This window comes from Roseburia sp. TF10-5 (assembly GCF_003462365.1).
GTDB classification, from domain to species: domain Bacteria; phylum Bacillota; class Clostridia; order Lachnospirales; family Lachnospiraceae; genus Roseburia; species Roseburia faecis.
The window spans coordinates 1-24693 of sequence record NZ_QTYW01000021.1; the positions used below are offsets into that span (position 1 = coordinate 1).

The 24693-nt window shown below is 41.5% G+C and carries 21 protein-coding genes; 14 read left to right on the forward strand and 7 right to left on the reverse strand.

Annotation, left to right across the window (positions count from 1 at the left end; translation table 11 throughout):
- The 4 genes from DXD06_RS14610 to DXD06_RS14625 form a co-directional block, all read left to right on the forward strand.
- On the forward strand, window positions 1–683 hold a 683-nt coding region (locus DXD06_RS14610), incomplete at its 5' end, for a hypothetical protein (protein ID WP_207661916.1).
- A gap of 70 nt (window positions 684–753) precedes the next feature.
- A complete protein-coding gene (locus DXD06_RS14615; RefSeq protein WP_117832772.1) occupies window positions 754–3138 on the forward strand; it encodes an S-layer homology domain-containing protein in 2385 nt (794 codons plus the stop codon).
- Between the two features lie 15 nt (window positions 3139–3153).
- A complete protein-coding gene (locus DXD06_RS14620; protein WP_117832774.1) occupies window positions 3154–4029 on the forward strand; it encodes a hypothetical protein in 876 nt (291 codons plus the stop codon).
- A gap of 382 nt (window positions 4030–4411) precedes the next feature.
- Entirely contained in the window at window positions 4412–5071 is a 660-nt protein-coding gene (locus DXD06_RS14625; RefSeq protein ID WP_147343643.1) for a hypothetical protein, read from the forward strand.
- Between the two features lie 199 nt (window positions 5072–5270).
- On the opposite strand, the gene DXD06_RS14630 is transcribed toward DXD06_RS14625, so the two are convergent.
- Together DXD06_RS14630 and DXD06_RS17590 are read right to left on the reverse strand one after the other, a co-directional pair.
- Entirely contained in the window at window positions 5271–5642 is a 372-nt protein-coding gene (locus DXD06_RS14630) for a Uma2 family endonuclease (RefSeq protein ID WP_022046288.1), read from the reverse strand.
- Window positions 5612–5827, reverse strand: coding sequence for a Uma2 family endonuclease (locus tag DXD06_RS17590; RefSeq protein ID WP_022046289.1), 216 nt, complete (start codon window positions 5825–5827; stop codon window positions 5612–5614). The genes DXD06_RS14630 and DXD06_RS17590 overlap by 31 nt, the downstream gene beginning before the upstream one ends.
- A 603-nt stretch (window positions 5828–6430) precedes the next feature.
- Here DXD06_RS17590 and DXD06_RS14635 point away from each other — a divergent pair.
- Window positions 6431–6688 carry a heavy-metal-associated domain-containing protein gene (locus DXD06_RS14635; protein ID WP_022046290.1) on the forward strand — a complete coding sequence of 86 codons (258 nt, stop codon included), beginning with the start codon at window positions 6431–6433 and terminating at the stop codon, window positions 6686–6688.
- Window positions 6689–6985: 297 nt separating this feature from the next.
- Window positions 6986–7600 carry an HD domain-containing protein gene (locus DXD06_RS14640; RefSeq protein ID WP_022046291.1) on the forward strand — a complete coding sequence of 205 codons (615 nt, stop codon included), beginning with the start codon at window positions 6986–6988 and terminating at the stop codon, window positions 7598–7600.
- 93 nt (window positions 7601–7693) lie between these two features.
- Here DXD06_RS14640 and DXD06_RS14645 read toward each other — a convergent pair whose 3' ends face one another.
- The 4 genes from DXD06_RS14645 to murC all read right to left on the reverse strand — a co-directional run bounded on the left by DXD06_RS14645 (window position 7694) and on the right by murC (window position 12729).
- Window positions 7694–8875, reverse strand: a complete 1182-nt coding sequence (locus DXD06_RS14645) for a ribose-phosphate pyrophosphokinase (RefSeq protein ID WP_022046292.1) — start codon at window positions 8873–8875, stop codon at window positions 7694–7696.
- A 68-nt stretch (window positions 8876–8943) separates the two neighbouring features.
- Window positions 8944–9939 (reverse strand): ATP-binding protein, encoded by a 996-nt coding sequence (locus DXD06_RS14650; protein WP_022046293.1) that lies wholly within the window; start codon window positions 9937–9939, stop codon window positions 8944–8946.
- 41 nt (window positions 9940–9980) lie between these two features.
- A complete protein-coding gene (locus tag DXD06_RS14655) occupies window positions 9981–11102 on the reverse strand; it encodes a DnaD domain protein (protein WP_117832778.1) in 1122 nt (373 codons plus the stop codon).
- Window positions 11103–11349: 247 nt separating this feature from the next.
- Entirely contained in the window at window positions 11350–12729 is a 1380-nt protein-coding gene (gene murC, locus DXD06_RS14660; RefSeq protein WP_117832780.1) for a UDP-N-acetylmuramate--L-alanine ligase, read from the reverse strand.
- 223 nt (window positions 12730–12952) lie between these two features.
- Here murC and DXD06_RS14665 point away from each other — a divergent pair, with 223 nt between their 5' ends.
- From DXD06_RS14665 to DXD06_RS14700, 8 genes are all read left to right on the forward strand, one after another.
- Window positions 12953–14212 (forward strand): glucose-1-phosphate adenylyltransferase, encoded by a 1260-nt coding sequence (locus DXD06_RS14665; RefSeq protein ID WP_082413942.1) that lies wholly within the window; start codon window positions 12953–12955, stop codon window positions 14210–14212.
- On the forward strand, window positions 14209–15327 hold the full coding sequence (glgD, locus tag DXD06_RS14670) for a glucose-1-phosphate adenylyltransferase subunit GlgD (protein WP_117832782.1): 1119 nt from the start codon (window positions 14209–14211) through the stop codon (window positions 15325–15327). Before DXD06_RS14665 ends, glgD begins: the two co-directional genes overlap by 4 nt.
- 24 nt (window positions 15328–15351) lie before the next feature.
- A complete protein-coding gene (gene spoVG, locus DXD06_RS14675) occupies window positions 15352–15618 on the forward strand; it encodes a septation regulator SpoVG (protein WP_022046298.1) in 267 nt (88 codons plus the stop codon).
- A 636-nt stretch (window positions 15619–16254) separates the two neighbouring features.
- Window positions 16255–16839: an aminoacyl-tRNA hydrolase gene (gene pth, locus DXD06_RS14680; RefSeq protein ID WP_022046299.1), complete on the forward strand. Its 585-nt coding sequence runs from the start codon at window positions 16255–16257 to the stop codon at window positions 16837–16839.
- Complete coding sequence (mfd, locus tag DXD06_RS14685) at window positions 16840–20370, forward strand: transcription-repair coupling factor (protein ID WP_117832784.1); 3531 nt, start codon at window positions 16840–16842, stop codon at window positions 20368–20370. It abuts the gene before it with no gap.
- Between the two features lie 75 nt (window positions 20371–20445).
- Window positions 20446–21522 (forward strand): peptidylprolyl isomerase, encoded by a 1077-nt coding sequence (locus DXD06_RS14690; protein WP_117832785.1) that lies wholly within the window; start codon window positions 20446–20448, stop codon window positions 21520–21522.
- A complete protein-coding gene (locus tag DXD06_RS14695; RefSeq protein WP_022046302.1) occupies window positions 21522–22031 on the forward strand; it encodes a shikimate kinase in 510 nt (169 codons plus the stop codon). The genes DXD06_RS14690 and DXD06_RS14695 overlap by 1 nt, the downstream gene beginning before the upstream one ends.
- 62 nt (window positions 22032–22093) lie before the next feature.
- Complete coding sequence (locus DXD06_RS14700) at window positions 22094–23386, forward strand: UDP-N-acetylglucosamine 1-carboxyvinyltransferase (RefSeq protein ID WP_117832787.1); 1293 nt, start codon at window positions 22094–22096, stop codon at window positions 23384–23386.
- A 74-nt stretch (window positions 23387–23460) separates the two neighbouring features.
- On the opposite strand, the gene DXD06_RS14705 is transcribed toward DXD06_RS14700, so the two are convergent.
- Complete coding sequence (locus DXD06_RS14705; protein ID WP_055264037.1) at window positions 23461–24576, reverse strand: HD-GYP domain-containing protein; 1116 nt, start codon at window positions 24574–24576, stop codon at window positions 23461–23463.
- Between the last annotated feature and the right edge of the window lie 117 nt (window positions 24577–24693).

The following is a 24693-nucleotide window of genomic DNA, read 5'->3' on the forward strand; positions in this document are numbered from 1 at the left end:
TATTAAAAGAAAGGAAACGTGTGATAATTAACTTCCTAATTATCATACAAGAACATAAAATGAAAATAAGAAGTTTATCTGTACTTGTAGCAATGATTTTGCTAATCGGTTGCTATAGCCCTGTTGCGAAAGTTGATGCAGCAGAAAAAAATTATAAAAAAGAATATCAAAAAATTGTAAAAGAATCCTATAAAGAAAATCCAGGTTGTACATATAATCTGATTTATATTAATAAAGATGATATTCCGGAATTGGTAGTGAGTAATCCAAATGATTATACAGTTAGCTTATATACATATTGCAAAGGAAAACTAGGTACTGTGATAGAAAATTGGAGCTATGGTATGGGCGGTGCAATTGTTTATGAATATTTGCCTCATAAAAATGTTATTTGTATACAAGGATGTGATATTGCAGATACGTGGACGGAATCTTATTATAAAATAAATAAAATGGAATTGGTGTCAAAACAGTCATTGACTACCTATAATTTTAAAGACAAAAATCATAATGGGGTGCTGGATCCAGATGAAGCAGACACTTATTCAAGTAAACCAGTTGAATATTATAAAGATGGTCAGAAGATTTCAAAAAAAGAATACAAAAAGATACTTATAAAAGGAAAATATAAGAATATGATAGGTCAGAAAACATATCAGCAAATACTAAAGAAATTAAAATAATATTATAGAAAGTTTTAAAACAATTTGTATTTGATACCAAGTACTTTAGATAAAGGAGTTAGATTTGATAATGAAAATTGGAAAGAAATTAATTACATTAATGTTGGTTTTGGCTATGTTGGTTACTTGCATACCAATGCAACAGGTGAATGCAAAGACAACAGGAGCAAAGGTTGCAGTAACACGTGCAGAGTGGGTATCTGCTTTGTTAAAACAAGCAGATATTAAAACTGGGAAAATTTCAAAATATCACTTTTCAGATACCAAGAAGAATGCAAAGGGAAAGGCTATAGAGACAGCATATGCTCGCGGAATTCTTCCGGTAAAAAAGAAAAGTAAGAAATTTTATCCAAACAAAGCAGCAACACGTGAATTTATGGCGGTTACAGCGATAAGAGCATTAGGTTTTCAGGCGGATAAAGGAACTTCGCCTAAATGCAAGGATAAAAAGATATTAAATTATCCAAGCGAAGACAAAGTGGCATTAAATCAGAAAATCTTGTCTCTTAAGAAAAAGAAATTTCTTCCGAATAAAGCAATCACTAAATCCGAGAAGAAAAATGCTTTGCGTGTAGTCAAAAAGATTCGAAACACAGGAAAGGTTGATTCAAAACATAAAAATGTTGTTAAGTATCAAAAAAATGTAGATAACATTTCCGCTAGCATCCAAACAAATTATACGGTCAAAGAACAAGGAAATCAGTTAGTAGTTTCGGTTTCGAAGAATGAATATACGCAAAATTTACAAACAGGAAAAGTTGTTATTTTTCCAAAAGAAAGTGGAACACAAAATCAGATTGCATTAAAAATCAAGAATATTACCGATACTGGAAATGGAAGGGTGGAGATCACTGGAGAAACACCAGACATTGCCGAAGTGTATCAGAAAATAGATCTTCAAAAGAAAAAGCAGGTTGATATGTCTGCATTTGTTCCAAATGATGATGTGGTTGCTTCTGTTGGAAATTTAAGCAATGGATTAAAAGGAGCAACTGCACAGGTAACTACTTCTGTAGGAAATGGAAAAACACTTGAACTAAAAGAAATGAAACTTGGGGATGCTGGACCCTTTTCTGGAAGTGTGCAATTGCCAGCTCCAAAGATAACTGCTGTTGTTGATGCAGATTTTTCTAATCCGCTGAATCCGATATATCGTGAGATTTCAGTTTCGCTGAGTGAGGATGTTGTAGCTAAGGCTGAATTAAAATTTTCAAGCAAAGGAAAAGGGACTGGTAAAATCTACCTTGGTCATGTATCGGCATATCTTGGAGAAGGGTTTTATGCGGATGTAGTGTTTTACCTGAACATTTCTGCAGATGGGAAAGCGACAATTCAGTACACGCTTTCTAATACCTTGACAGCTTCTTACATAAATGGAGATTTTAGAATGAATGCAAGTTGTAATGGAAGCTGGGATGGAACACAGGCAGAAGTAAATGGACAACTTTTAGGGGAACCGCAGGTAAATCTACGATTCCTTGGATGCTGGTTTGACAATAAATTATATGGAGCTATTGATATTATCGGTGTGCAGGCAGATGCTGGAGCAAAATTAAAAGCAACCGCAACTGTTCATGATAAAAAGCCAAAATTGTGTACAAATTTGGACTTATACAGTTATGTTTCTGTTGGCGTGAATACGGACATGGGAATTGGAAAATGGCTGAAAAATCATACTAAGCTTACACTTACAAAAGTTATTCTGGATAATAATGCAGCGAATCCGTTACGCGGAACGTGGCATTATGAAGATGGAAAAAGGACGGAAGGAGATAAGTGTACTTATAAAAATAAGCAGAGCAAAAATCAACAGAATGAAAAGCAAGAAAATAAAGTTAAACAGAATGAAGAAACAATTGATGAAAAAAGCGCAAAAGACAAAATTGATATAAAACAATATAAAGAGGGAGAGTGGAAAAAGTTATATGTGAAAAAAATGAAAGAATGGGAGAGAGAGGAAATAGAGTGGGAGAAAGAAGGCTCTGTAGAATTATCTGAAAATGTAAAAAACTATTCTCAAGCAACGCTTCTTCGCATTCCTAAAAGCAAAATCCCATTATTAGTATATTATTATAGAAATTCGGTAGTTGTTATTTTTTATGATAAGGATTTGAAAGTGAATTGTTTTGGTGCGAAAACAACAAGCACTAATATGGAATCACGGGAAATAGAATTTTATTATTCGGATAAAAGCGGTAAAGGGATTTTGGATAGCGGACTTCAAAGTGTATATTCATTTGATAAGAATGGAGCAAAACAGCTTTTTAAAGGGCAAATTGTTTTTAATTCTTATTATATATATAGTGGAGCGTCATTATTGAAAAGGGAAGCAGTTACAGAAGATGAGTATTATGCACAAGTTAATAATGTCTTGGGAAAATATGAGTATCAGTCGGTATCGTCAATGGAACTTATATCGGGAAAGCAAATGAAAAAATTGTTATTAAAAAAATAAAGAGGAGAAATTCAGATGAAAAAATATAATAAAGCAGGAGTAATATTATTAATCGCATTATGTTTTCTTTGCTTGAAAACACAGTGTACAGAAATACAGGCAGCAGAGAAATATAAAACAATTAATTTGGCACAGCAAGGAAAGCAAAAAGTTGGAACAACTGAGTTTTATGCAAATTATTCAAATGAAACTGGAAGATGGAATGTATATTGGAAGAAAGGGAAAAAAGAAGGAAAATTTGGATCTGATCAGAATGTGTCTCCAAGTATTTTTACAAACGGAAAAATAGCATATTATGTTGTTGAACAATACGATAGTACCATTAGTAAATGTGTGTTTTACAAAACAGATTTGCAAAATGGAAAAACAAATAAGCTATTTGGTGTGAATAATGAAGAGGACGGAGATATTGTTGGAGTGTATGGAAATAAAATATATTGCACAATAGGAATTGATCCTGGAAATCTTTATTGCTATAATCTAAAAACTCAAAAAAAGAAAAAAGTTATGAATGATGTTACAATAGCTTCTATGTATGGTAAATATTTAGTATGCCAAGGATATGAAGGAGATCCTAGTCCGCAGAAGATTCGTGTTTATAATATGAAAAATAATAATGTAAAAACTTTGTCTAAACAATTAATTACATATCATATTAACGGAAATAAAATATATTATGCAGAGTATATAAAAAATTATAATAAAGCAGATTTTGATGGATCGTATATAGATTATTATTGCAATATTGTTTGCAGTAATTTAGATGGCACAGACAAAAAGATATTGATGAAAAATAGAAGAATAAAAGGGCAAATTGACAAAATTACTTCTTCGTATTTTACATATAGAGATAGTCAAGATTGGAAAAAAGTTAATAAAATAAAATGGTAAAATATGTTGTCATATTATTCTATTTTAAGTGCGGAAATTTCCTTGGGCAGTTTTGGTATATCTGCTTCAAGGAAATTCTTATTATAAAATAGAGAAGCAGAATGGATTGTTTTTATATTTTTTTCTGATACAATAAAAGCATATAATCATGCTGGAGAAAAGTATTCTGGCAGATATAATATGAAAATGGAAATAAAGGAGAGTGGGAAAATGAAATATTTCGAAAAAAATCATTAACAATGAAAGTATCACTCATCGTCTTTATTGTATGTGCGATGATCCTTAGCGTGGGAATGCCACAGGCGGCATATGCGAAAATGCAAATGTAAAAAATCCAGCAAAAGCAAAATTGTCTTTAAATACTACATATAATGGATATGATGTGACTGGAGATGGAAAAGCGGATACCATCAGGATAAGTAGTGTTAGTTTGGAGGCTGACGAGTGGAATGTTGGCTTGAAAGTTGAAATTAATGGGAAAAAAGTTCTATATAAGAAAGACTGCTATTATTATGGAATCGAAGCAAGCCTATGCACATTAAAAAACGGAAAGGTTTATTTGTATCTTTATAATCCAGGAGATGATGGAGATGCGTATTATTGTGGTTTGTATCAGTACAAAAATGGAAAACTAAAATGTGTACTTAATATGAACAAATTCTATGGCTCTGGTAAATTGGGATATCATACAAATGGTGAGGTAAAAGCTGTATCTGGAAATAAAATAACAGTAGGTATTTATCAACAGAATTATGAACTTGGCGGAATTAGTGTGTATTTTGATTACATATATTCCAAAGGAAAACTTGTTCAAAGTAGTAATGTCACAAAAGACTTTGAATGTTGGGCATTAGAAAATAATGGAGGCAAGTTGACCGCTAACTATCATATTACGGTATATACGAAGAAAAATTGTAAGGAAAAGGCCTTTATTTTAAGTGAAGGGGATCAGATAAAAATAAGAAACATTTATTGTAAATCGGGAAAAATGTTATTAAGAGTACAAAAAATTTCTGATAAACAAATAGGATATATTAAATGAATAAAACATTTTCCATTGAAAAAAGGTGCTCCGTTTAAAGAAGTTGTGTATGCAGGATAAGAGATATATAATGAAAAAAACAGCAAAGCAAGTGTAATATTTTAATAGCATTATGTTTCCATAGGTTGGTTGGAAATATCAGCCAGAGTCAATAATAGATCCGTGTCAGTAAGAACTTACTGACACGGACATTTTTACATCAATTTAACAACACATCAATTTCAGAAAAATCAATATACAGACCATCATAAATATTCACTTTAATAGTAGCCTCAAAGAAATATTGAATATTAAGAATATCCTGTTCAAAAAAATTTACGGGAACCGTCCGGCGGTGTGGATCAACAATCCAGTATTCACGTACATCGGCGTTTTTATAGTAGTAAAGTTTGCGGATATAATCGTCCGCAGGATTTCCAGGCGATATAATTTCTATAATAAAATCAGGAGCACCATTGCAGCGTTTTCCATCCAGTTTATTTTTATCACAGATGACTAAGAGATCCGGCTGTACGATGGTTAGAGGCGAATCGTTTAGTTTTACATCAAAAGGGCACAAAAAACGCGGCATGAACCATGTTGTTTTTTGATATAATTGTTGATCGTAGTCGAAAGTTCCACGGAAATGGTCTGGTGTTCATGTGAAGGACTTGCCATATTATAAGGAATGCCTTCAAATACTTCTATATGAGAATCTTCTGGAAGTAATTCGTATTGTTCCAGTGTTGTCAGTTCAGATTGTTTTAAAGCGGACATTAATTCCTCCTGTTTTATCACAGATATTGGCACGGATGAAACGGCACATCTGGAGATGATATGATTATGATATCATGAAGCCCTTTTTTTACAACAAAAGCAAAGAAGCGTTTATTTTTATCGCAGCTTGTGAAAACATCCGGCGGGACATATAAGCAAAAAGATCATTGAAATGTCCAACTTTCAAAAGTTGGCGGGACATATGAGCAAAAAAAATTATTGAAATGTCCCGTTTCAGAAGCTAAGGGGACATATAGACAAAAAGTTCAGCATTATGTCCTGTTTTTGAAAAGTAATGGGACATAGAAGACAAGAAAGAGCGCATATGTCCCAACGAGAGCAAAGAGAGGGACATAGAAGGCAAGAAAAATTGCATATGTCCTCACAATGCCATCGTAACGTTTTGCCCATTTTCTTTAATGATAAAAACTATCGTCTTTTTGGCGAATATTTGACAAATACCCTATGGGGGTATACTATAAGTGTGAAAATAATGCAATAAGGGGATCTATAATGTCGCCGGATATTATAAATTTCTATGCATCATTTGAAACATAATGCAAAAATAAAAATCTTTCAGATATTACAAAAGGAGCAGACACAATGATCAAAACAACCTTAAAAATTGACGGCATGATGTGTGGCATGTGCGAATCTCACATGAATGACGTGATCCGCAAAAATTTTAAAGTAAAAAAAGTGACATCTTCCGCACGGGATGGGGAGACGGTTATCATCAGCGAAGAGCCGATTGATATTCCGTGGGCAAAGAAAGCAATCCATGAAATCGGTTATGAGATGACCGGTAGTTCCAATGAGCCATACGAAAAGAAAGGATTGTTCCACTTCGGGAAAAAATAATAAACGGCTTATTTTTTGTAAAGAACCTGTATACGATAACGAATTGTAACTGTTACTGTTCGCAGAGAAACCTATGAACAGCCGCTTGCAAATGTTTGCAGGTACAGACATAGGGGAGTAGTTTTCAGCTTCGACCTGTGATAAGATAAAATCATTGATACAAAACAAGTATGCAAAAGCACAAGCAGGAGTGTTACAAATGAAAAGGCAAAGCAAATTCTTTGAAGAATTATGGAGGTCACTTCCTTTTCAAAATCAGGTGAGCATGAAATTAGAAATAAAAAAGAGGAAAACAATATGGACGAAAACACAAAAAAGCGCTTAGACCAGCAGTTTGCTTTTATCCGGGAAATTGACAGGGAAAAATTTATTGGGAGACAAACCTATTTATCGGATGGCAGACGAAAGGAAAATGATGCGGAGCATGCCTGGCATATGGCGATCATGACCATGCTGCTCAGTGAGTATGCGAATGAACCGATTGATGTGCTTCATACAATCGGCATGCTTTTAATCCATGATCTGGTGGAGATTGATGCCGGAGATACTTATGCTTATGATGAGGAGGGAAAGAAGACACAGGCTGACCGGGAGAAAAAAGCGGCCGACCGGATTTATGGTCTTCTTCCGGAAGAACAGGGAAAGATGCTGTATGATTTGTGGCTTGAATTTGAGGCGCAGAAGACGCCAGAAGCAAAGTTCGCGCGTGTGATGGATAATCTACAGCCTATGATGTTAAACGCCGCTACAGACGGCAAAGCGTGGGTAGAACATGGGGTGCATCTGGCACAGATTATGAAGCGTAACGAGCATACAGCAGAATATTCTGAAACTTTAATGGAATATGCAAGGGAAATGTTTATACAGCCGAATCTTGACAACGGGCATATCATCGAGGATGAAAAGAAATAGTTCAGGGCTGTAATGCAGAACAAAAGCGTGTGAAAACCAGAAAATTTTCACACGCTTTTCGTCTGCGTTTTTTATGAGATTGTCATGAAATGATTACGCATTTTTCGCATCGTTGTACTTCTTTACATAATTCTTGATACGATCGTATGGATTCAACAGATCGCTGATAGAAGAATCATGATTTAAAGTATCAATGATATATGCAATATATTTACTCATATCGCAGCTGATATAGTACTCACGGGAGAGAAGCTCCGGAGTCTGATAAATCAGGTTTGTGGTTACTACACGGTAAATCAGGCCTTCTTCGTATGCTTTATCGAAAGAAGCAAGTCCGTTTGTGAATAATCCGAACGTAGAAACAACGAAAATACGGTTTGCTTTACGCTTCTTTAATTCACGTGCAGTGTCAATCATGCTTTCGCCGGAGGAAATCATATCATCAATGATCAGTACATCTTTGCCTTCGACGTTGGAGCCTAAGAATTCATGGGCAACGATCGGGTTACGTCCGTCTACGACACGGCTGAAGTCACGTCTCTTGTAAAACATACCCATATCAATGCCAAGTACGTTTGCAAGGTAAATTGCACGGTTGGTGGCACCTTCGTCCGGGCTGATGATCATCAGATGCTCGGCATCAATGGTCAGATCCTTTACGTTCTTTAAGATACCTTTGATGAACTGATAGGAAGGCATTACATTCTCAAAGCCATTCAGAGGAATCGCATTCATAACACGAGGATCGTGAGCATCAAATGTGATGATGTTGTCGATTCCCATATTGTAAAGCTCCTGCAGTGCTAATGGGCAGTCAAGAGATTCACGGGCAGTTCTTCTGTGCTGACGGCTTTCGTATAGGAATGGAAGAATGACAGTGATACGGCGGGCTTTTCCGCCGACTGCAGCAATGACACGCTTTAAATCCGCAAAGTGATCATCTGGAGACATATGATTGGTATGTCCGCAGAGTGAATAGGTCATGCTGTAGTTCGTAACATCTACCATGATATAGAGGTCATAGCCCCGGACAGACTGATTGATAACACATTTCGCTTCTCCGGAACCAAATCGTGGAATATGAGGCTCGATGATGTAGCTCTCTTTGTGATATTCCTTGAAAGCAATATCGTTGTGATGCTCGTGTTCGCGATGCTCTCTCCAGGTGGACAGATAGCTGTCTACTTTTTTTCCTAATTCCATACAGCTTGCAGTCGGAATCAGTCCGAGAGTACCGGTTGGCATGGTTTCCAAAATTCTTTCGTCGTTTGGCATGATTTTCCTCCAGGTTTAAATTAATTGATAAACATATATGCATATAATAGACCCATAACTATGGGGTATTATCTGGAAATGATACGTGTGCGTTTCTGTTTGCGGATATCTTCTTCTGTGAACAGATTGATAAAAGTATAGGAATCTAAAATACGTGAAAATGTTCGTTCAGAATAGGACTCCTTGATCCGTTCCACACTCAGGTTGGTAGAAATAATGGTGGATTTTTGCCGGATCAGCCGTTCATTCACGCACAAAAACAGCTGGGAAGAGGTAAAAGAGTTAATCAGTTCTGTTCCCAGGTCGTCGATGACTAACAAATCGCAGTCGAAAATATTCTGGTGTGTGGCAATTGCATCGGAATCTTTTTCAAACACACCTTTGCTTAATATATCAAATAATTGAAATGCTGTAAAGTAAATTACGGAATATCCGTGGTCAAGAAGTTCTTTGGCAACACAGTTTGTCAGAAAAGTTTTTCCGACACCGGTTTTTCCGTAAAACAGCAGATTTTTTGGCTTGTGATCAAAATCGTCAATAAAATAATGACATTCCCGCACCGCTTTTTGTGCGGTTTCATAAGAAGAAAGTCCTGTCAGCGGATTTTTTTCCTCTTTCGAATAAAAATCGTAGCGGAAATTGTCAAAATTTTCAATACGGAGTATTTGGCGAATGTTGGACTGGGCATAGACGGTATTGATAATTGCCTGTTTAAAACAGTGGCATTTTTTCCCGTCGATATACCCGCTGTCTTTGCAATCCGGACAGGTATAAACCGGATCCAGATAGTCTGCCGGATACCCGCTTGCAGTAAGGAGCTGCTGCCGTTCCAGAGACAGGGCACTTAGTTCCTGCTTTAAGGAGGCCAGTGCATTGGTGTCTCCATCAAGATGCAGACGCGCCTGACGGACGGAAGAAGATGCAACACTTGCATCAATTTCCTTCAGACGGGGAAGCTTTTTTAAAACCTCCGCACGCCGTGTTTCGAGAATATGACGGTTATGCAGTTGGCGCTCATCGTATTCATGCATGATCTCATCATACTGTGCATTGGAAAGCGGCATTTGATTCTCCTTTTATTGCTCAACAGATGATATGGGAGTGATTATGACCGGATCGGAGAGTTTAAAAGCATGGCTTCCAGACTCTTATAGTCATTTTCACGGGATTCAAAGTTATTAAAATTGTTTTTCTTCGGAGAAGCGGCTGCATTTGCTTTCACTGCGGCTCTCTCCTTTTTCTTTTGCTGATGGGTGGCGTCGAGGCGTTTGACATCTTCCAGAGAATGTACTTTGTCGTTATACCAGCTGGTCAGAATAGAATCGGCATAACTGAAACTTGACTGACCGGTACTGGAAATGGTGCGGGCACAGGCTTCCTGGATCAATGACAGATCAAAAGCGTATTCTTTGGTCCATTTGCGGATCATGGCTGTTTCGGAATCGATAAGGTTTCTTCCTGTGATGCCGAAAGCTTTCATGACGGCGTAGTACGCTTTGCTGCGGACGGCGGCTTCACTTTTGGCCTGTTCCACAGAAGTAATTTTTTTCTCATGCCATGCCAGTGCCACTTTATTCAGATAACGAAGATTTGTATGTCCTTTGCTGACGCAATATTCCACCAGATAGACGATCAGTTCGGCAGAAAAGTGAAGATCTTCATGCCAGAATAAGATCGTGTTGATATCATTCTCACTGAATGGATGCCGGATATAGGTTTCCACGACAAAAAGCATTTCCTGAATATCCGGATTTTTCTGAAATTCTGCGATTTCATCCAGCGTATAATGGCGGATCTGCGGTTCCTGTGGCAGATTCACAGGCTGGGAGGCACAAAACGTTTCCCCTGCAGCGGATGCCGGTGTTTCTTTCGGAGAAACAGCAGACGGGGCAGGAGAGGAAGATGCCTCTTCCGTGTCTGTGGAATCTTCTGGAAACGGAAGAAGACCGATTCCGCACAATTTACCGTCGGCGGTTTCCTCCAGAGAGAGGAGTCCTTCTTTCTGCCAGTAACGCAGTGCACGCTGAATGTCCATTTCTGTATTGTTAAATTTGTCAGCAATTTCAGAAATTGTACAATTTGATGCATGAGAATGGATGCACCGTAATAAATATAAATATACCTTAACAAATTCCCCGTTTGCTGACGGCATAAAGCGGTCAATAAACTGGTTGGGAACGATTGTGTCCGTGGCTGGACAATCATTGTGCAGCTGAATGTTTATCATATGTCATAGTACCTTTCTTATTATGCATTTGTGATTATAGCACAATCATTTTCCAAATGGAAGAAGAAAAACACCCGTAAATCCCTGGTAATCTGGGGGATACTGATTGTGAACAACATTGTGGATAAAGTGGATAAGTCCACCAAAACGTACAAATTCAAAACGGAAAGGAGTGGATAAATATAGACAAAAAATCCACACAGAACGAAGAAAGAATCAACGTTTCTATGTGGATAATGTGGATAAGTTATTTTCCAAGGAGGGATTCGCCGATTTCTACGACATTTCCGGCTCCCATGGTTATCAACAGATCTCCGTTCATACAATTTTTTAATAAAAACTTTTCGATCTCTTCAAAAGAAGGAAAATAGTGCGCGTCTTTTCCTTTGGCTGTCAGGCGCTCCAGAATATCTTTCGAGCTTACACCGAAGGTATTCTGTTCGCGGGCAGCAAAGATGTCTGCCAGAACAATGACATCTGCCATGGAAAGTACTTCGGCAAAATCATCCAGAAAAGCTTTGGTGCGGGAGTAGGTGTGTGGCTGGAATACCAGCACCAGACGCTTATGCGGATATTTCTGCGCGGCGGTCAGTGTAGCGCGGATCTCTGTCGGATGATGTGCATAATCGTCAATGATGGTGACACCGTCTACGGTTCCTTTGTACTGGAAACGGCGGTTGGCACCGTGGAAAGCGTCCAGACCTCTGATGATGGCATCTGTGCTGATTCCCATGGTACAGGCAAGGGCGATGGCGGCCATGGCATTTCCGGCATTGTGTCGTCCGGGAACGGCAAGCCTGATTTCACAGATGGCCTCTTTGTTGTGCATGGCGGTAAAAGAAGGACAGGCTTTGTCATCATATGTCAGATTATCTGCATAATATTCACAGGAATCATCAAAACCGTAGGTGATGATCTGCTGTGGAAGTCCGTCGGTCAGTTCCTGATGGTCTGCAATTTCTCCATTGATAATGGTTGCTCCGTCTGCCAGTGTATTGCCGGCAAATTTACGGAAAGAACGACGGATGTCGTTGATATCCTTGAAAAAGTCCAGATGTTCTGCTTCTACATTTAAGATGATGCTGTATTTTGGACGGAAATTCAGGAAACTGTTGGTGTATTCACAGGCCTCCGAAACAAAGATTCCGGAATGACCGACACGCAGGTTTCCTCCGATAGAGGGAAGAATTCCGCCAACAGTGATGGTCGGATCGGATTTCGCAGCAAGAAGAATCTCACTGATCATGGAAGTTGTGGTTGTTTTGCCGTGGGTTCCGGCAACGGCAACGGAATTGTTGTAGTTGTCCATGATCTGTCCAAGCAGTTCTGCACGGGAGAGCATTGGCAGTCCCTGGGATCTGGCCTCTGCAAATTCCGGATTATCCGGATGGATTGCGGCTGTGTAGACAACCAGATCAATGCCGGGAATGATATTTTCAGCACTTTGTCCATAAAAAATCTGAGCACCTTTGGATGCGAGCATGCGGGTAAGATCGGATTCTTTTGCATCGGACCCGGAAATAGTGAAGCCTTTTTCTAGAAGAATTTCAGCGAGTCCGCTCATGCTGATTCCGCCAATTCCGATAAAGTGAATATGAATGGGATCATTAAATTTTAATTTATACATCAGGATTACCTACCTATTTTATAATTTTTTTCTATTATACCACTCTATAACCAAAGGCGCACCCGAAAATATATTGTGCATTTTGCCAAAAAACAACAAAAAAACTCAGCATTTTTGTATAAACTGTTGTACATAAAAGGATAATATGATATACTACGGTAATAGTAAGAAACAAACATAATATTTAGAACAGACGAGGAGTGATGACGTGATTAAGAAAGAAATGATAGCCATGCTTTTAGCAGGCGGTCAGGGCAGCAGACTTGGAGTTCTGACATCGGACGTCGCCAAACCGGCGGTAGCATTTGGCGGCAAGTACAGAATTATCGATTTTCCACTCAGCAATTGTATCAATTCCGGAATTGATACGGTTGGTGTGCTGACGCAGTATCAGCCACTCCGGCTGAACACACATATCGGCATCGGCATTCCGTGGGATCTCGATCGGAATAATGGTGGAGTGACCGTACTTCCACCGTATGAGAGAAGCAATAACAGTGAATGGTATACCGGTACAGCCAATGCCATTTATCAGAATCTGCGCTATATGGAAAGTTATAATCCGGAATATGTTCTGATCCTTTCCGGAGATCATATTTATAAGATGGATTATGAGGTTATGCTGGACTTCCATAAGGCAAATCATGCGGATGTGACGATTGCGACGATGCCTGTTTCCATGGAGGAGGCAAGCCGTTTCGGAATTGTGATTGCGGATGAAAACAAAAAGATTCAGGATTTTGAGGAAAAACCGGAAAAACCGCGGAGTAATCTGGCATCCATGGGAATTTATATTTTCTCCTGGAAAGTATTAAGAGATGCTCTTATCGAATTAAAAGATCAGCAGAGCTGTGATTTCGGAAAGCATATTATTCCGTATTGCTTCAAAAACAACAAGAGGCTTTTTGCATATGAGTTCAACGGTTACTGGAAGGATGTGGGAACACTTGGCTCGTACTGGGAAGCCAATATGGAGCTGATCGATCTGATTCCGGAATTCAATCTTTACGAGGAATTCTGGAAGATTTACACGAAGTGCGATACGATTGAGCCGCAGTACATAGCACCGGGGGCAAAAGTGGAGCGCTGCATTATTGGGGAGGCAGCAGAGATCCATGGAGCGGTGATCAATTCGGTAATCGGACCAAACGTATATATTGGACCGGGGGCTGTCGTGCGGGATTCCATTATTATGAAGGATACCAGTATCGGCAGGGATGTAACGATCGACAAATCCATAATTGCAGAAAACTGCAGAATTGAAGATGGGGTAACATTGGGAATAGGAGAAGCAGCACCAAACAAATTAAACGAGAGTGTTTATTCGTTTGGACTGGTAACGATTGGAGACGATTCTGTTGTTCCGGAGAATGTAAAGGTGGGCAAAAACACTGCCATTTCCGGTGTGACTGTAAAAGAAGATTATCCAGACGGGGTATTGGCAGGCGGCGAAGTAATTATTAAGGCAGGTGACAGAAAATGAAAGCAGTAGGAATTATTTTGGCGGGTGGCAATAACAACCGGATGGGAGAACTGTCCAGAAAACGTGCGATTCCGGCGATGCCGGTCGGCGGAAGTTTCCGCTGCATTGACTTTGTCTTAAGTAATATGAGCAATTCGCATGTACAGACAGTTGCTGTACTCACACAGTATAATTCCCGTTCACTGAATGAACATTTAAGTTCTTCAAAATGGTGGGATTTCGGAAGAAAACAGGGTGGTCTGTATCTGTTTACACCAACCGTTACGGCAGAAAACAGTGACTGGTATCGTGGCACGGCAGATGCCATGTATCAGAATATTGATTTCCTGAAAAACCGTCACGAACCGTATGTGATCATATCCAGCGGTGACTGTGTGTATAAGATGGATTACAATGACCTGCTGGAGTTTCATATCGCAAAGAAAGCAGATATTACCATTGCGTGCAAGGATATGCCGGCGGATGCGGATGTCAGCCGTTTCGGAGTCGTCCGTATGAATGAAGATTCTCGGATCACGGATTTTGAGGAAAAACCGCTGGTGGCACAATCCAATACGATTTCCACAGGAGTGTATATTATCCGGAGAAGACAGCTGATCGAAATTCTCGAAAAATCAGCGGAGGAAAACCGGTTTGATTTTGTTACGGATGTGCTGGTGCGTTACCGCAATGTAAAGCGTGTGTATGGATATAAACTGAATAGTTACTGGAGTAATATTGCAAGTGTAGATGATTACTTCCGTACAAATATGGACTTTTTGAAACCGGATGTGAGAAAGTACTTTTTCCGCGAAGAGCCGAAGATTTATTCGAAAGTGGATGATCTTCCGCCGGCAAAATACAATATGGGATCGGATGTCAGCAACAGTCTGATCGCCAGTGGATGTATTATAAACGGCAGGGTAGAAAATTCTGTTTTGTTTAAGAAAGCGTTTGTAGGAAAAAATTGCGTGATCAAGAATTCGATTATCTTGAATGATGCATATATTGGTGATAATACGCATGTAGAAAACTGCATTGTGGAGAGCCATGGAACGCTTCGGGCAAATACATTTTATTCCGGAGACGATGCTGTCCGGATTGTTGCAGAAAACAACGAAAGATATATGCTCTAGGGAGAGACTAGAAGGGGGATACATATGCAGATTACAGACGTTAGAATTCGCAAAGTGGAAAAAGAAGGCAAGATGAAAGCCGTGGTATCTATCACAATCGATGATGAATTTGTCGTACATGATATCAAAGTGATCGAAGGGGAAAAAGGATTGTTTATCGCGATGCCGAGCAGAAAAGCCGGCGACGGAGATTTCCGGGATATCGCACATCCGATCAATTCCGCGACAAGGGATCAGATTCAGGGATTGATACTGAAAAAGTATGAAGAGGTCTTGCAGGAGAAGGAATAAACGATTAAAATAAGAGAAATGGGACTGTGGAGTAATCCATGGTCCTTTTCTTAATTACAGACTTTTTGAATCCGTAATTGCGAAACTTATGGATGGGCGGCTCCCGTGTGGTGGCTGGGGCTGCTGCTTCCTGTGGCGTGCTCAACATCCAGAATCAAGAATCTGCAGAAAATGACCGCGTGGCTCCTTTGATGATTTGCGTTCGTTCAAGTTTCGACAGCGGCGCGGCTTGTGTCCGTCTGGCAGGGACGCGTCCGAAGGATTTCGTGTCTGCCTTAGCGGAGTGCTTCAAAATACTGTGCCCGCGGGTCGGTTTGCGACCACATTTATGAAAGGACTGTCAAAGTGTTCATAGGGAGACACAACCGGGAGCGGGCGCAATAAAATTTTTGAAGTGCTCCGCTTAGGCAGACTAGAAATTCTGAGCGCATCCCTGCCAGACGGACACAAGCCGCGCCGCTGTCGAAACGTTGCCCGGACACAAAATTAGAGCCACGCAATCATTTTCGCAAATTCTAAGATTCTGTCTGAATCGCACGCCACAGGAAGCAGCAGCCCAGCCACCACACGGGAGCCACCCGGCGGTACCTTTCGTAATTAACGGACAAAAATTCAAATAAAAGGAGAATTGGATACATGTTTTTAATTGCAGGACTTGGAAATCCGGACAAGAAATACGAAAAAACAAGACATAATATTGGATTTGATACCGTCGATGCACTGGCAGAAAAATACAACATCAGCATCACGGAGAAAAAACATAAAGCGCTGTGTGGAAGCGGTGTGATCGAAGGCGTAAAAGTCATCCTGGCCAAACCGCAGACCTATATGAATTTAAGCGGAGAAAGCATCGCAGAAATCGTGAATTTCTATAAGCTTGATCCGGAGAGCGAAATGCTGATTATTTTTGATGACATCTCTTTGGCACCGGGAAATATCCGTGTGCGCAAAAAAGGCAGTGCAGGTGGGCATAATGGAATCAAGAGCATTATTTCAAGTGTGGGAACCTCAAACTTTATGCGAATTAAAGTCGGTGTGGGGGAAAAGCCACAGGGATGGGATCTGGCAGACCATGTGCTTGGCCGTTTTTCCGGGGAGGACCGTGCAAGGGTGGAAGAAGCCATACGGGATGCGGAAGATGCAGCAGTCCTGATGATTCAGGGGGAAGCAGACAAGGCAATGAATGATTTTAATGCAAAAAAGCAGGAGAATACAAAGTAAGTGAAAGCATTTATAGAACCGTTGCAGGAATTGAGCGGATATGAAGATATGACAAAAGCGGCCATGCAGCCGGGACTGGTGACCATCAGTGGCTGTATTGATGCACAGAAGCCACATATGATTTACACGCTTGGAAGGACGCGCAGCCGGCGTCTGATCGTAACGTTTCATGAGCAGAAAGCGAAAGAATTGTATGACGACTATCGTTTTTTTGATCCGTCAGTGGTGTATTATCCGGCAAAGGATGTGCTGTTTTATCAATCGGATATCCGCGGAAACCTTCTTACCGCAGAGCGGATCAGTGCATTGCGGGCAATTCATGAAAACGAACAGGTGACGGTGATCACAACATTTGATGCCCTGATGAATACGATGCCAAGGGATGCACAGGTGTGGGACAGTGTGCTGCATATTGCACAGGGAGATACCCTGGATCTGGATGCACTTGTGGAACAGCTGGTGCGGATGGGATATGAACGGCAGTATCAGGTGGATAATATCGGTCAGTTTGCATTAAGAGGTGGAATTCTTGATATTTTTCCGCTGACGGAAGAAAATCCGGTCCGGATTGAACTGTGGGATGATGAAGTAGATACCCTTCGCACCTTTGATGTGGAAAGTCAGAAATCTATTGAAAATATAGAAAAGCTTGTGGTATATCCGGCATGTGAACTGGTTCTTTCGACCGAAGAGAAAGCAGAAGGTATCCGCAGACTGTTAAAGGAAGCAGAAGCTTTTTCCGATAAATTGCGGAAAGAAATGAAAACCGAGGAAGCCTATCGGGCACTGTCACAGGCAAAAGAACTGGCACAGGAATGGGAAGAATTGTCGGAAACCGCGGGAATGGATGCTTTTTTGTCCTATTTCTGCAGGGAACGGTGGAGCCTTCTGGATTATTTTGATCCGGCAGATACATTTGTGTTTTTCGATGAGCTGAGCCGGAGCGCGGAACGCGGACGGCAGACGGAACTGGAATTTTCGGAGAGCATGAAGCAGCGTCTGGAAATGGGGTATATTCTGCCGGGGCAGATGAACGAACTGTTTGGCTATAAGGAAATCATGGGAAGGCTTGAAAAATATTCCTGCTGTGCGGTTTCCGCACTGGATATCAAGACCTGCGGATTAAAATCCAATGGGCAGTTCGGCATTCATGTAAAGAGCGTAAGCGCATACAATAACAGCTTTGAACTTCTGATCGCAGACCTGAAGAAATACAAAAAAAACGGATACCGTATTATTTTACTTTCCGGTTCCCGCACACGCGCGAAGCGTCTGGCAGAGGATATTTTAAACGAAGGACTCAACTGTTTTTATACGGAAGATTACGATCACGATCTGGTGGCAGGACAGATCATGGTCTGCTACGGAAAAGTGCATCAGGGGTATGAATATCCGATCCTGCAGTTTGCAGTGATTACGGATACGGATATTTTCGGGGAAGAAAAAAAGAAAAAGAAGCGGCACCGTACCTATGAGGGCGAAAAAATCCAGCAGTTTACGGATCTGAGTGTCGGGGATTATGTTGTACATGAAAATCATGGGCTTGGTATCTACAAAGGAATTGAAAAGATAGAAGTTGACCGAAAGGTGAAAGATTACATCAAGATCGAATATGCGGGAGGCTCCAATCTGTATATTCTTGCAACACAGCTTGACCAGATCCAGAAATATGCGGGGAAAGACGCAAGAAAACCAAAACTCAATAAACTTGGAAGCCAGGAGTGGACAAAAACCAAGGGAAAAGTGCGTGGAGCCGTGCGTCAGATCGCACAGGATCTGGTGAAATTATATGCCGAGCGGGAAGAACAGAATGGCTATATGTATGGACCAGATACGGTATGGCAGAGAGAGTTTGAAGAACTGTTCCCGTTTGAAGAGACCGAAGATCAGGTGCTTGCCATTGATGCAACCAAGCGGGATATGGAGAGTCATAAGATTATGGACCGGCTGATCTGCGGGGATGTCGGTTACGGAAAGACGGAGATTGCGATCCGTGCAGCTTTCAAAGCAGTGCAGGAGAATAAACAGGTGGCATACCTTGCGCCGACAACCATTCTTGCCCAGCAGATTTATAATACGTTTTCCCAGAGAATGAAGGATTTCCCTGTCCGGGTGGATCTGTTGTGCCGTTTCCGCACGGCAGCGCAGCAGAAGAAGACCATCAGTGATCTGAAAAAAGGACAGGTGGATATTATTGTGGGAACACACCGGATTCTGTCAAAAGATGTGCAGTTTAAAGATCTTGGGCTTCTTGTCGTGGACGAGGAACAACGGTTTGGTGTGGCTCACAAAGAAAAAATCAAACAGTTAAAGACCAATGTGGATGTGCTGACACTTACTGCCACACCGATTCCGCGGACACTTCACATGAGCCTGATCGGAATCCGGGATATGAGCGTTTTAGAGGAACCGCCGATGGACCGTGTCCCTATTCAGACGTATGTCATGGAATATAATGAGGAACTGGTCCGGGAGGCAATCACGCGGGAACTTGCCCGTGGCGGACAGGTATATTATGTGTATAACAAAGTAAGGGATATTGATGAAGTGACGTCACGCATTCAGGAGCTGGTGCCGGAGGCAAATGTGGCATTTGCTCATGGACAGATGAGAGAAAACCAGCTGGAGGATATCATGTACCGGTTTATCAATGGAGACATTGATGTACTGGTATCAACGACAATCATAGAGACGGGACTGGATATCTCAAATGTCAATACCATGATCATTCATGACGCGGATAATATGGGGCTTTCCCAGCTGTATCAGCTGCGCGGGCGGGTCGGCAGATCCAATCGTACGGCGTATGCGTTTCTTATGTACCGCAGAAACAAAATGCTCAAAGAGGTGGCGGAAAAACGACTGGCTGCCATCCGGGAGTATTCGGATCTGGGCAGCGGATTTAAGATTGCCATGCGGGACCTGGAGATCCGGGGAGCCGGAAATCTGCTGGGAGCCGAACAGAGCGGTCACATGGAGGCGGTTGGATATGATCTGTACTGCAAGATGCTTCACGAAGCGGTGAAAGAAGCCCGGGGAGAAGCACCGGCCGAACAGTTTGAGACTTCCGTTGATATCCGGACGGATGCATTTATTCCGTCCACATATATTGCAAATGAGTCGCAGAAACTGGATATGTATAAGCGGATCGCCGGAATTGAAACGGATGAGGAAGCGGAGGAAATGCTCGAAGAACTGATTGACCGTTTTGGAGAGCCTCCGAAGTCCGTGCAGAATCTGCTGACAATTGCCAGACTCAAAGCGGTTGCCCACAGTGTATATATTAAGGAAATTGTTCAAAGAGAAGATCTGTTAAAAATCCTAATGTACGAAAAAGCAAAGATTCATGCACAGCGTATTCCGGAGCTGGTAAAAACATTTGCTCCATCACTGAAATTTGCGGCAGATCCGAAGGGACCGTACTTCACTTACCGTCTGGGAGCAAATTCAAGGGAAAAGAACAGGGAAATTCTGGAAGTTCTCAGGCAATTATTGGAACAAATGCACGTTTTTTTGTGTGCGGAGCCGTAAAAGTGCTTGCCTGATGTAGGGAAAAGAATTATAATACTCTGGTATATAGGTGAAAAGAAACTCCCGGGAGGAACTATGAAAGCAAAAAAAGTTACAGCGATTATTTTAGCTGGTGCAATCTGCGCAGCAGCTTTTACCGGATGTGGTATAAATACAGGTGCGACGGCAGCAAGCATGAAAAATCAGACCGTCACGATGGGCATGGCAAACTTTACATGCCGTTATCAGCAGGCAAATGTAGAAGATTATTATAAGAGCATGATGGGGGCCAAAAGCAGCAGTGAGCTCTGGAGCAAGGATTTATATGGAAACGGAACAACCATGGAAGACACCATGAAAGATTCCGTTATGGAACAGCTTCATGAGATGTATACGTTACAGGCACATATGAAAGACTATGATGTGAGTGTGACAAAAGACGAAAAGGCAGCAATCAAAAAAGCTGCACAGCAGTTTATCAGCGATAATTCTTCCGAGGCACTCAAGGAGATGACTGCAGACGAAGATACCGTGGAGGAACTGCTTACGCTCTACACCATCCGCAGCAAGATGCAGAAAGCCATCGAGGCAGAAGCAGATACCAATGTGACGGATGAAGAGGCAAATGAGCGCGGTTATACGATGATGACTATTTCTACAACTTCCCATCAGAATGACAGCGGAAATACCGTAGAATATACCGATGATGAGAAAAAGCAGCTGAAGGAGACCGCAAACAAAATCGAAGATGCGGTAAAGAATGGAAAAACTCTCGAAGATGCTGCAAAGGATGAGGATCAGCAGACCACTACCGGTGCGTATGCATCCGATGATTCCACATTGGATACATCTGTGAAAAAGGCATTGGATGATTTGAAAGAAGGAGAAACTTCCGATGTGATTGAAACAGACAGTGCATTATATATTGTTCGTCTGGACAGTGAAACAGACAAAGACGCTACAGAAAAAAATCGTCAGAATATTATTGACAAACGTAAAAGTGACCACTACAATGAAGTGCTGGAGGGCTGGCAGAAAAAAGACGGCTGGAAGGTCAATAAAAAGAATGTTGCAAAGATTTCATTTAAGAATTCCCTGACACAGCAGGACCCGAATGCCTCTACAGAGACACAGACTTCCACAGAAACACAGAATGCAGAGAGTACACAGTAATGCAAAAAGATAACATTGTGTTAATTGGAATGCCGGGGGTGGGTAAGAGCACCGTCGGCGTTATCCTTGCTAAGGTGCTGGGATATCAGTTTATAGATGCAGATTTAGTCATTCAGGAGCAGGAGAAGCGCCTGCTTCGTGAGATCATTGCAGAAGAGGGAACCGAAGGGTTCATTCAGGTAGAAAACCGTGTGAATGCGACACTTGAGGCACATCATGCAATTATTGCAACCGGAGGCAGTGTCGTCTACGGAAAAGAAGCTATGGAGCATCTGCAGGAAATCGGAACAGTTATATATCTTGAGGTGGCATATCCGGAGCTGGAAAAGCGTCTGGAAGATATCAAAGGCAGGGGTGTTGTTTTAAGAGACGGACAGACGTTATATGATCTGTATCTGGAGCGCACGCCGCTGTATGAAAAATATGCGGATATCCGGATTTCGGAGACGGGGCTGGATATCGAACAGACCGTTGAACAGATTGTGGATGGTATCACAAATTTACACTAGATGAATAGGATAGATAGTAGGGTAGCGTACTATACGAAATAGGGCGTTTATTGAGGTGAGATATGGAACAATATGTAATCAAAGGCGGAAATCCGCTGAATGGTGAGGTAGAAATCGGCGGGGCAAAGAATGCGGCACTGGCAATTCTTGCAGCTGCGATCATGACGGATGAAACGGTTACAATCGAAAATTTGCCGAACGTGAGAGATATTAATGTATTATTGCAGGCGATTGCAGAGATCGGTGCAATGGTAGACCGTATTGATGCACATACCGTAAAGATCAACGGTTCATTTATCAAAGACGTGACGGTGGACAATGAATTTATCCGTAGAATCCGTGCGTCCTATTATTTGATCGGTGCACTTCTTGGAAAATACAAAAAGGCGGAAGTGGCTCTTCCGGGCGGATGCGATATCGGAAGCAGACCGATTGATCTGCATATCAAAGGATTTCGTGCAATGGGAGCAGAAGTGGATATTGCACATGGTCTTGTTATTGCAGAGGCAGAAAAATTAAACGGAACACATATTTATCTGGATAAAGTATCGGTTGGAGCAACGATCAATATTATGATGGCAGCATCCATGGCAGAAGGAAAAACCGTAATTGAAAATGCAGCAAAAGAGCCTCATGTGGTAGACGTGGCAAATTTCTTAAACAGTATGGGTGCGAATATCCGTGGTGCAGGAACGGATGTTATCCGTATTGTCGGTGTGGAGAAGCTGCATAAGACAGAGTATTCGGTTATCCCGGATCAGATAGAGGCAGGAACCTTTATGTTTGCGGCAGCGGCAGCAGGGGGAGATGTGCTGGTAAAGGATGTTATTCCGAAACATCTGGAAGCAACAACCGCCAAACTTGTGGAGGCAGGATGCAAAGTTGAGGAGTTCGATGATGCGGTTCGGATTATTTCGGATGGAAAACTGCATCACACACAGGTGACAACACTTCCGTATCCGGGATTCCCGACAGATATGCAGCCACAGATGGCAGTAATTCTGGGAATTGCAGAGGGAACCAGTACAGTTACGGAGAGCATTTTTGAAAACCGTTTCAAATATGTGGATGAACTGACGCGTATGGGAGCCAATATCAAGGTAGAGAGCAATATTGCCATTATCAATGGAGTGACCCGTTATACAGGTGCCAGGGTGAATGCGCCGGATCTGCGTGCGGGAGCAGCGCTGGTGATTGCCGGTCTGGTGGCAGAGGGAATTACGGTGATTGATGATATTTATTTTATCGAGCGTGGATACGAAGAATTTGATCAGAAGCTGCGCGGCATTGGGGCACAGATTGAAAAGGTATCGGATGAAAAAGAAATTCAGAAGTTTATTCTGAAAGTTTCATAAATAAAAAGAACGGGTAAAAAAGGGAGTGTGAAAAACATTGGTATGTTTTCACACTCCCTTTTCATTTGAAAAATTTATAAAACCGCTTTGATATAGAGGTCGCGGCTAGCGGTGGAAAGATCCAGACAGGATTTATCATCAAACTGGACAATCGGACGGGACAGTGCATTCTGATTTAACATGACAATGGTACATCCCCTTCCGTCACTTAAGATGACGCGGTTACTCTGGTAAGTGCTGGCAATCTGCTTTAAGAAAACCAGAATATATTTTGTATGGTATTTCTGGAAACCATCTTCTTCAAATTTACTGATCACTTCGAACGGACACAACGGAGAGCGATAGGAACGTGCCGCTGTCATGGCATCGTACACATCGGCAATTGCAACGATCATTGCAAAATTGTCAATGTAATCTTCCGTCAATCCGGTCGGATAGCCGCTTCCATCACAGCGCTCGTGATGCATCAGGGCAGCTTTTTTGATACGGGAATCCAGATCCGGCTGACGTTTTAAAATCTCGTATCCGAGTGCCGGGTGCTGTTTGATTTTTGCAAACTCCTCATCGGTCAGAGATCCCGGCTTATTTAAGATATCGGAAGGAATCAGCAGTTTTCCGATATCGTGCATCAGTCCGGCAAGCGTAAGAATGTCCAGATCGTGACGTTCAAAACGCAGCCAGCGGCCGATCATTCGTGAAATGAGTGCAACGTTGAGACTGTGCGCATAAACCGAATCGGCCACAGTACGCATGTTGTAAAGCATATCAAACATTTCAACGATGGTGTTGCGGGACTGGAACAGATCTGCGACACTGCCCAGAAGTTTTTGCGAGTCAATCGGTTTGTTATCCTTGATGGCTGCGGTATACATCTGTTTCATCAGCTCAATTGCCTGAACATACTCAATCTGGAACGTGCGGAATTCACTGGAACCGGCGACTTTCTGTGAGTGTGTTTTGCTTTCCTGGGCGTATGTTTTTGCTTCTTTTACAGGCTTTGGAGCCTCCTCCTGCGGAGCAGGTTCTTCGCCCTCAATTTCTGCATATTCCACACGGTACAGTTTCATGCGGTTGATCAGCTGACGGGTTACAGCAGAACCGGCGGGAGCCAACGGCTGTCCAAGCGGTGTGATCACAGGCTGTGCAAGGATGGCACCTTCCTGTAGTTGTTTTGTCTCAATTTTTATCATTTTTTATCTCTCCGTATGTAACGTATATACAAAAGTATAGAATTATTTCACGCAAAAGTCAATCTTTTAGGGCTTGACAGATGAAAGAAACTGGAGTATGGTAGCACTTGGATATTT

Coding starts and splice junctions, on each gene's coding strand:
- DXD06_RS14615 (WP_117832772.1), top strand. CDS start 754: ATGAAAATTGGAAAGAAATTAATTACATTAATGTTGGTTTTGGCTATG.
- DXD06_RS14620 (WP_117832774.1), top strand. CDS start 3,154: ATGAAAAAATATAATAAAGCAGGAGTAATATTATTAATCGCATTATGT.
- DXD06_RS14630 (WP_022046288.1), bottom strand. CDS start 5,642: ATGCCGCGTTTTTTGTGCCCTTTTGATGTAAAACTAAACGATTCGCCT.
- DXD06_RS17590 (WP_022046289.1), bottom strand. CDS start 5,827: ATGTCCGCTTTAAAACAATCTGAACTGACAACACTGGAACAATACGAA.
- DXD06_RS14635 (WP_022046290.1), top strand. CDS start 6,431: ATGATCAAAACAACCTTAAAAATTGACGGCATGATGTGTGGCATGTGC.
- DXD06_RS14640 (WP_022046291.1), top strand. CDS start 6,986: ATGGACGAAAACACAAAAAAGCGCTTAGACCAGCAGTTTGCTTTTATC.
- DXD06_RS14645 (WP_022046292.1), bottom strand. CDS start 8,875: ATGCCAAACGACGAAAGAATTTTGGAAACCATGCCAACCGGTACTCTC.
- DXD06_RS14650 (WP_022046293.1), bottom strand. CDS start 9,939: ATGCCGCTTTCCAATGCACAGTATGATGAGATCATGCATGAATACGAT.
- DXD06_RS14655 (WP_117832778.1), bottom strand. CDS start 11,102: ATGATAAACATTCAGCTGCACAATGATTGTCCAGCCACGGACACAATC.
- murC (WP_117832780.1), bottom strand. CDS start 12,729: ATGTATAAATTAAAATTTAATGATCCCATTCATATTCACTTTATCGGA.
- DXD06_RS14665 (WP_082413942.1), top strand. CDS start 12,953: ATGATAGCCATGCTTTTAGCAGGCGGTCAGGGCAGCAGACTTGGAGTT.
- glgD (WP_117832782.1), top strand. CDS start 14,209: ATGAAAGCAGTAGGAATTATTTTGGCGGGTGGCAATAACAACCGGATG.
- spoVG (WP_022046298.1), top strand. CDS start 15,352: ATGCAGATTACAGACGTTAGAATTCGCAAAGTGGAAAAAGAAGGCAAG.
- pth (WP_022046299.1), top strand. CDS start 16,255: ATGTTTTTAATTGCAGGACTTGGAAATCCGGACAAGAAATACGAAAAA.
- DXD06_RS14690 (WP_117832785.1), top strand. CDS start 20,446: ATGAAAGCAAAAAAAGTTACAGCGATTATTTTAGCTGGTGCAATCTGC.
- DXD06_RS14695 (WP_022046302.1), top strand. CDS start 21,522: ATGCAAAAAGATAACATTGTGTTAATTGGAATGCCGGGGGTGGGTAAG.
- DXD06_RS14700 (WP_117832787.1), top strand. CDS start 22,094: ATGGAACAATATGTAATCAAAGGCGGAAATCCGCTGAATGGTGAGGTA.
- DXD06_RS14705 (WP_055264037.1), bottom strand. CDS start 24,576: ATGATAAAAATTGAGACAAAACAACTACAGGAAGGTGCCATCCTTGCA.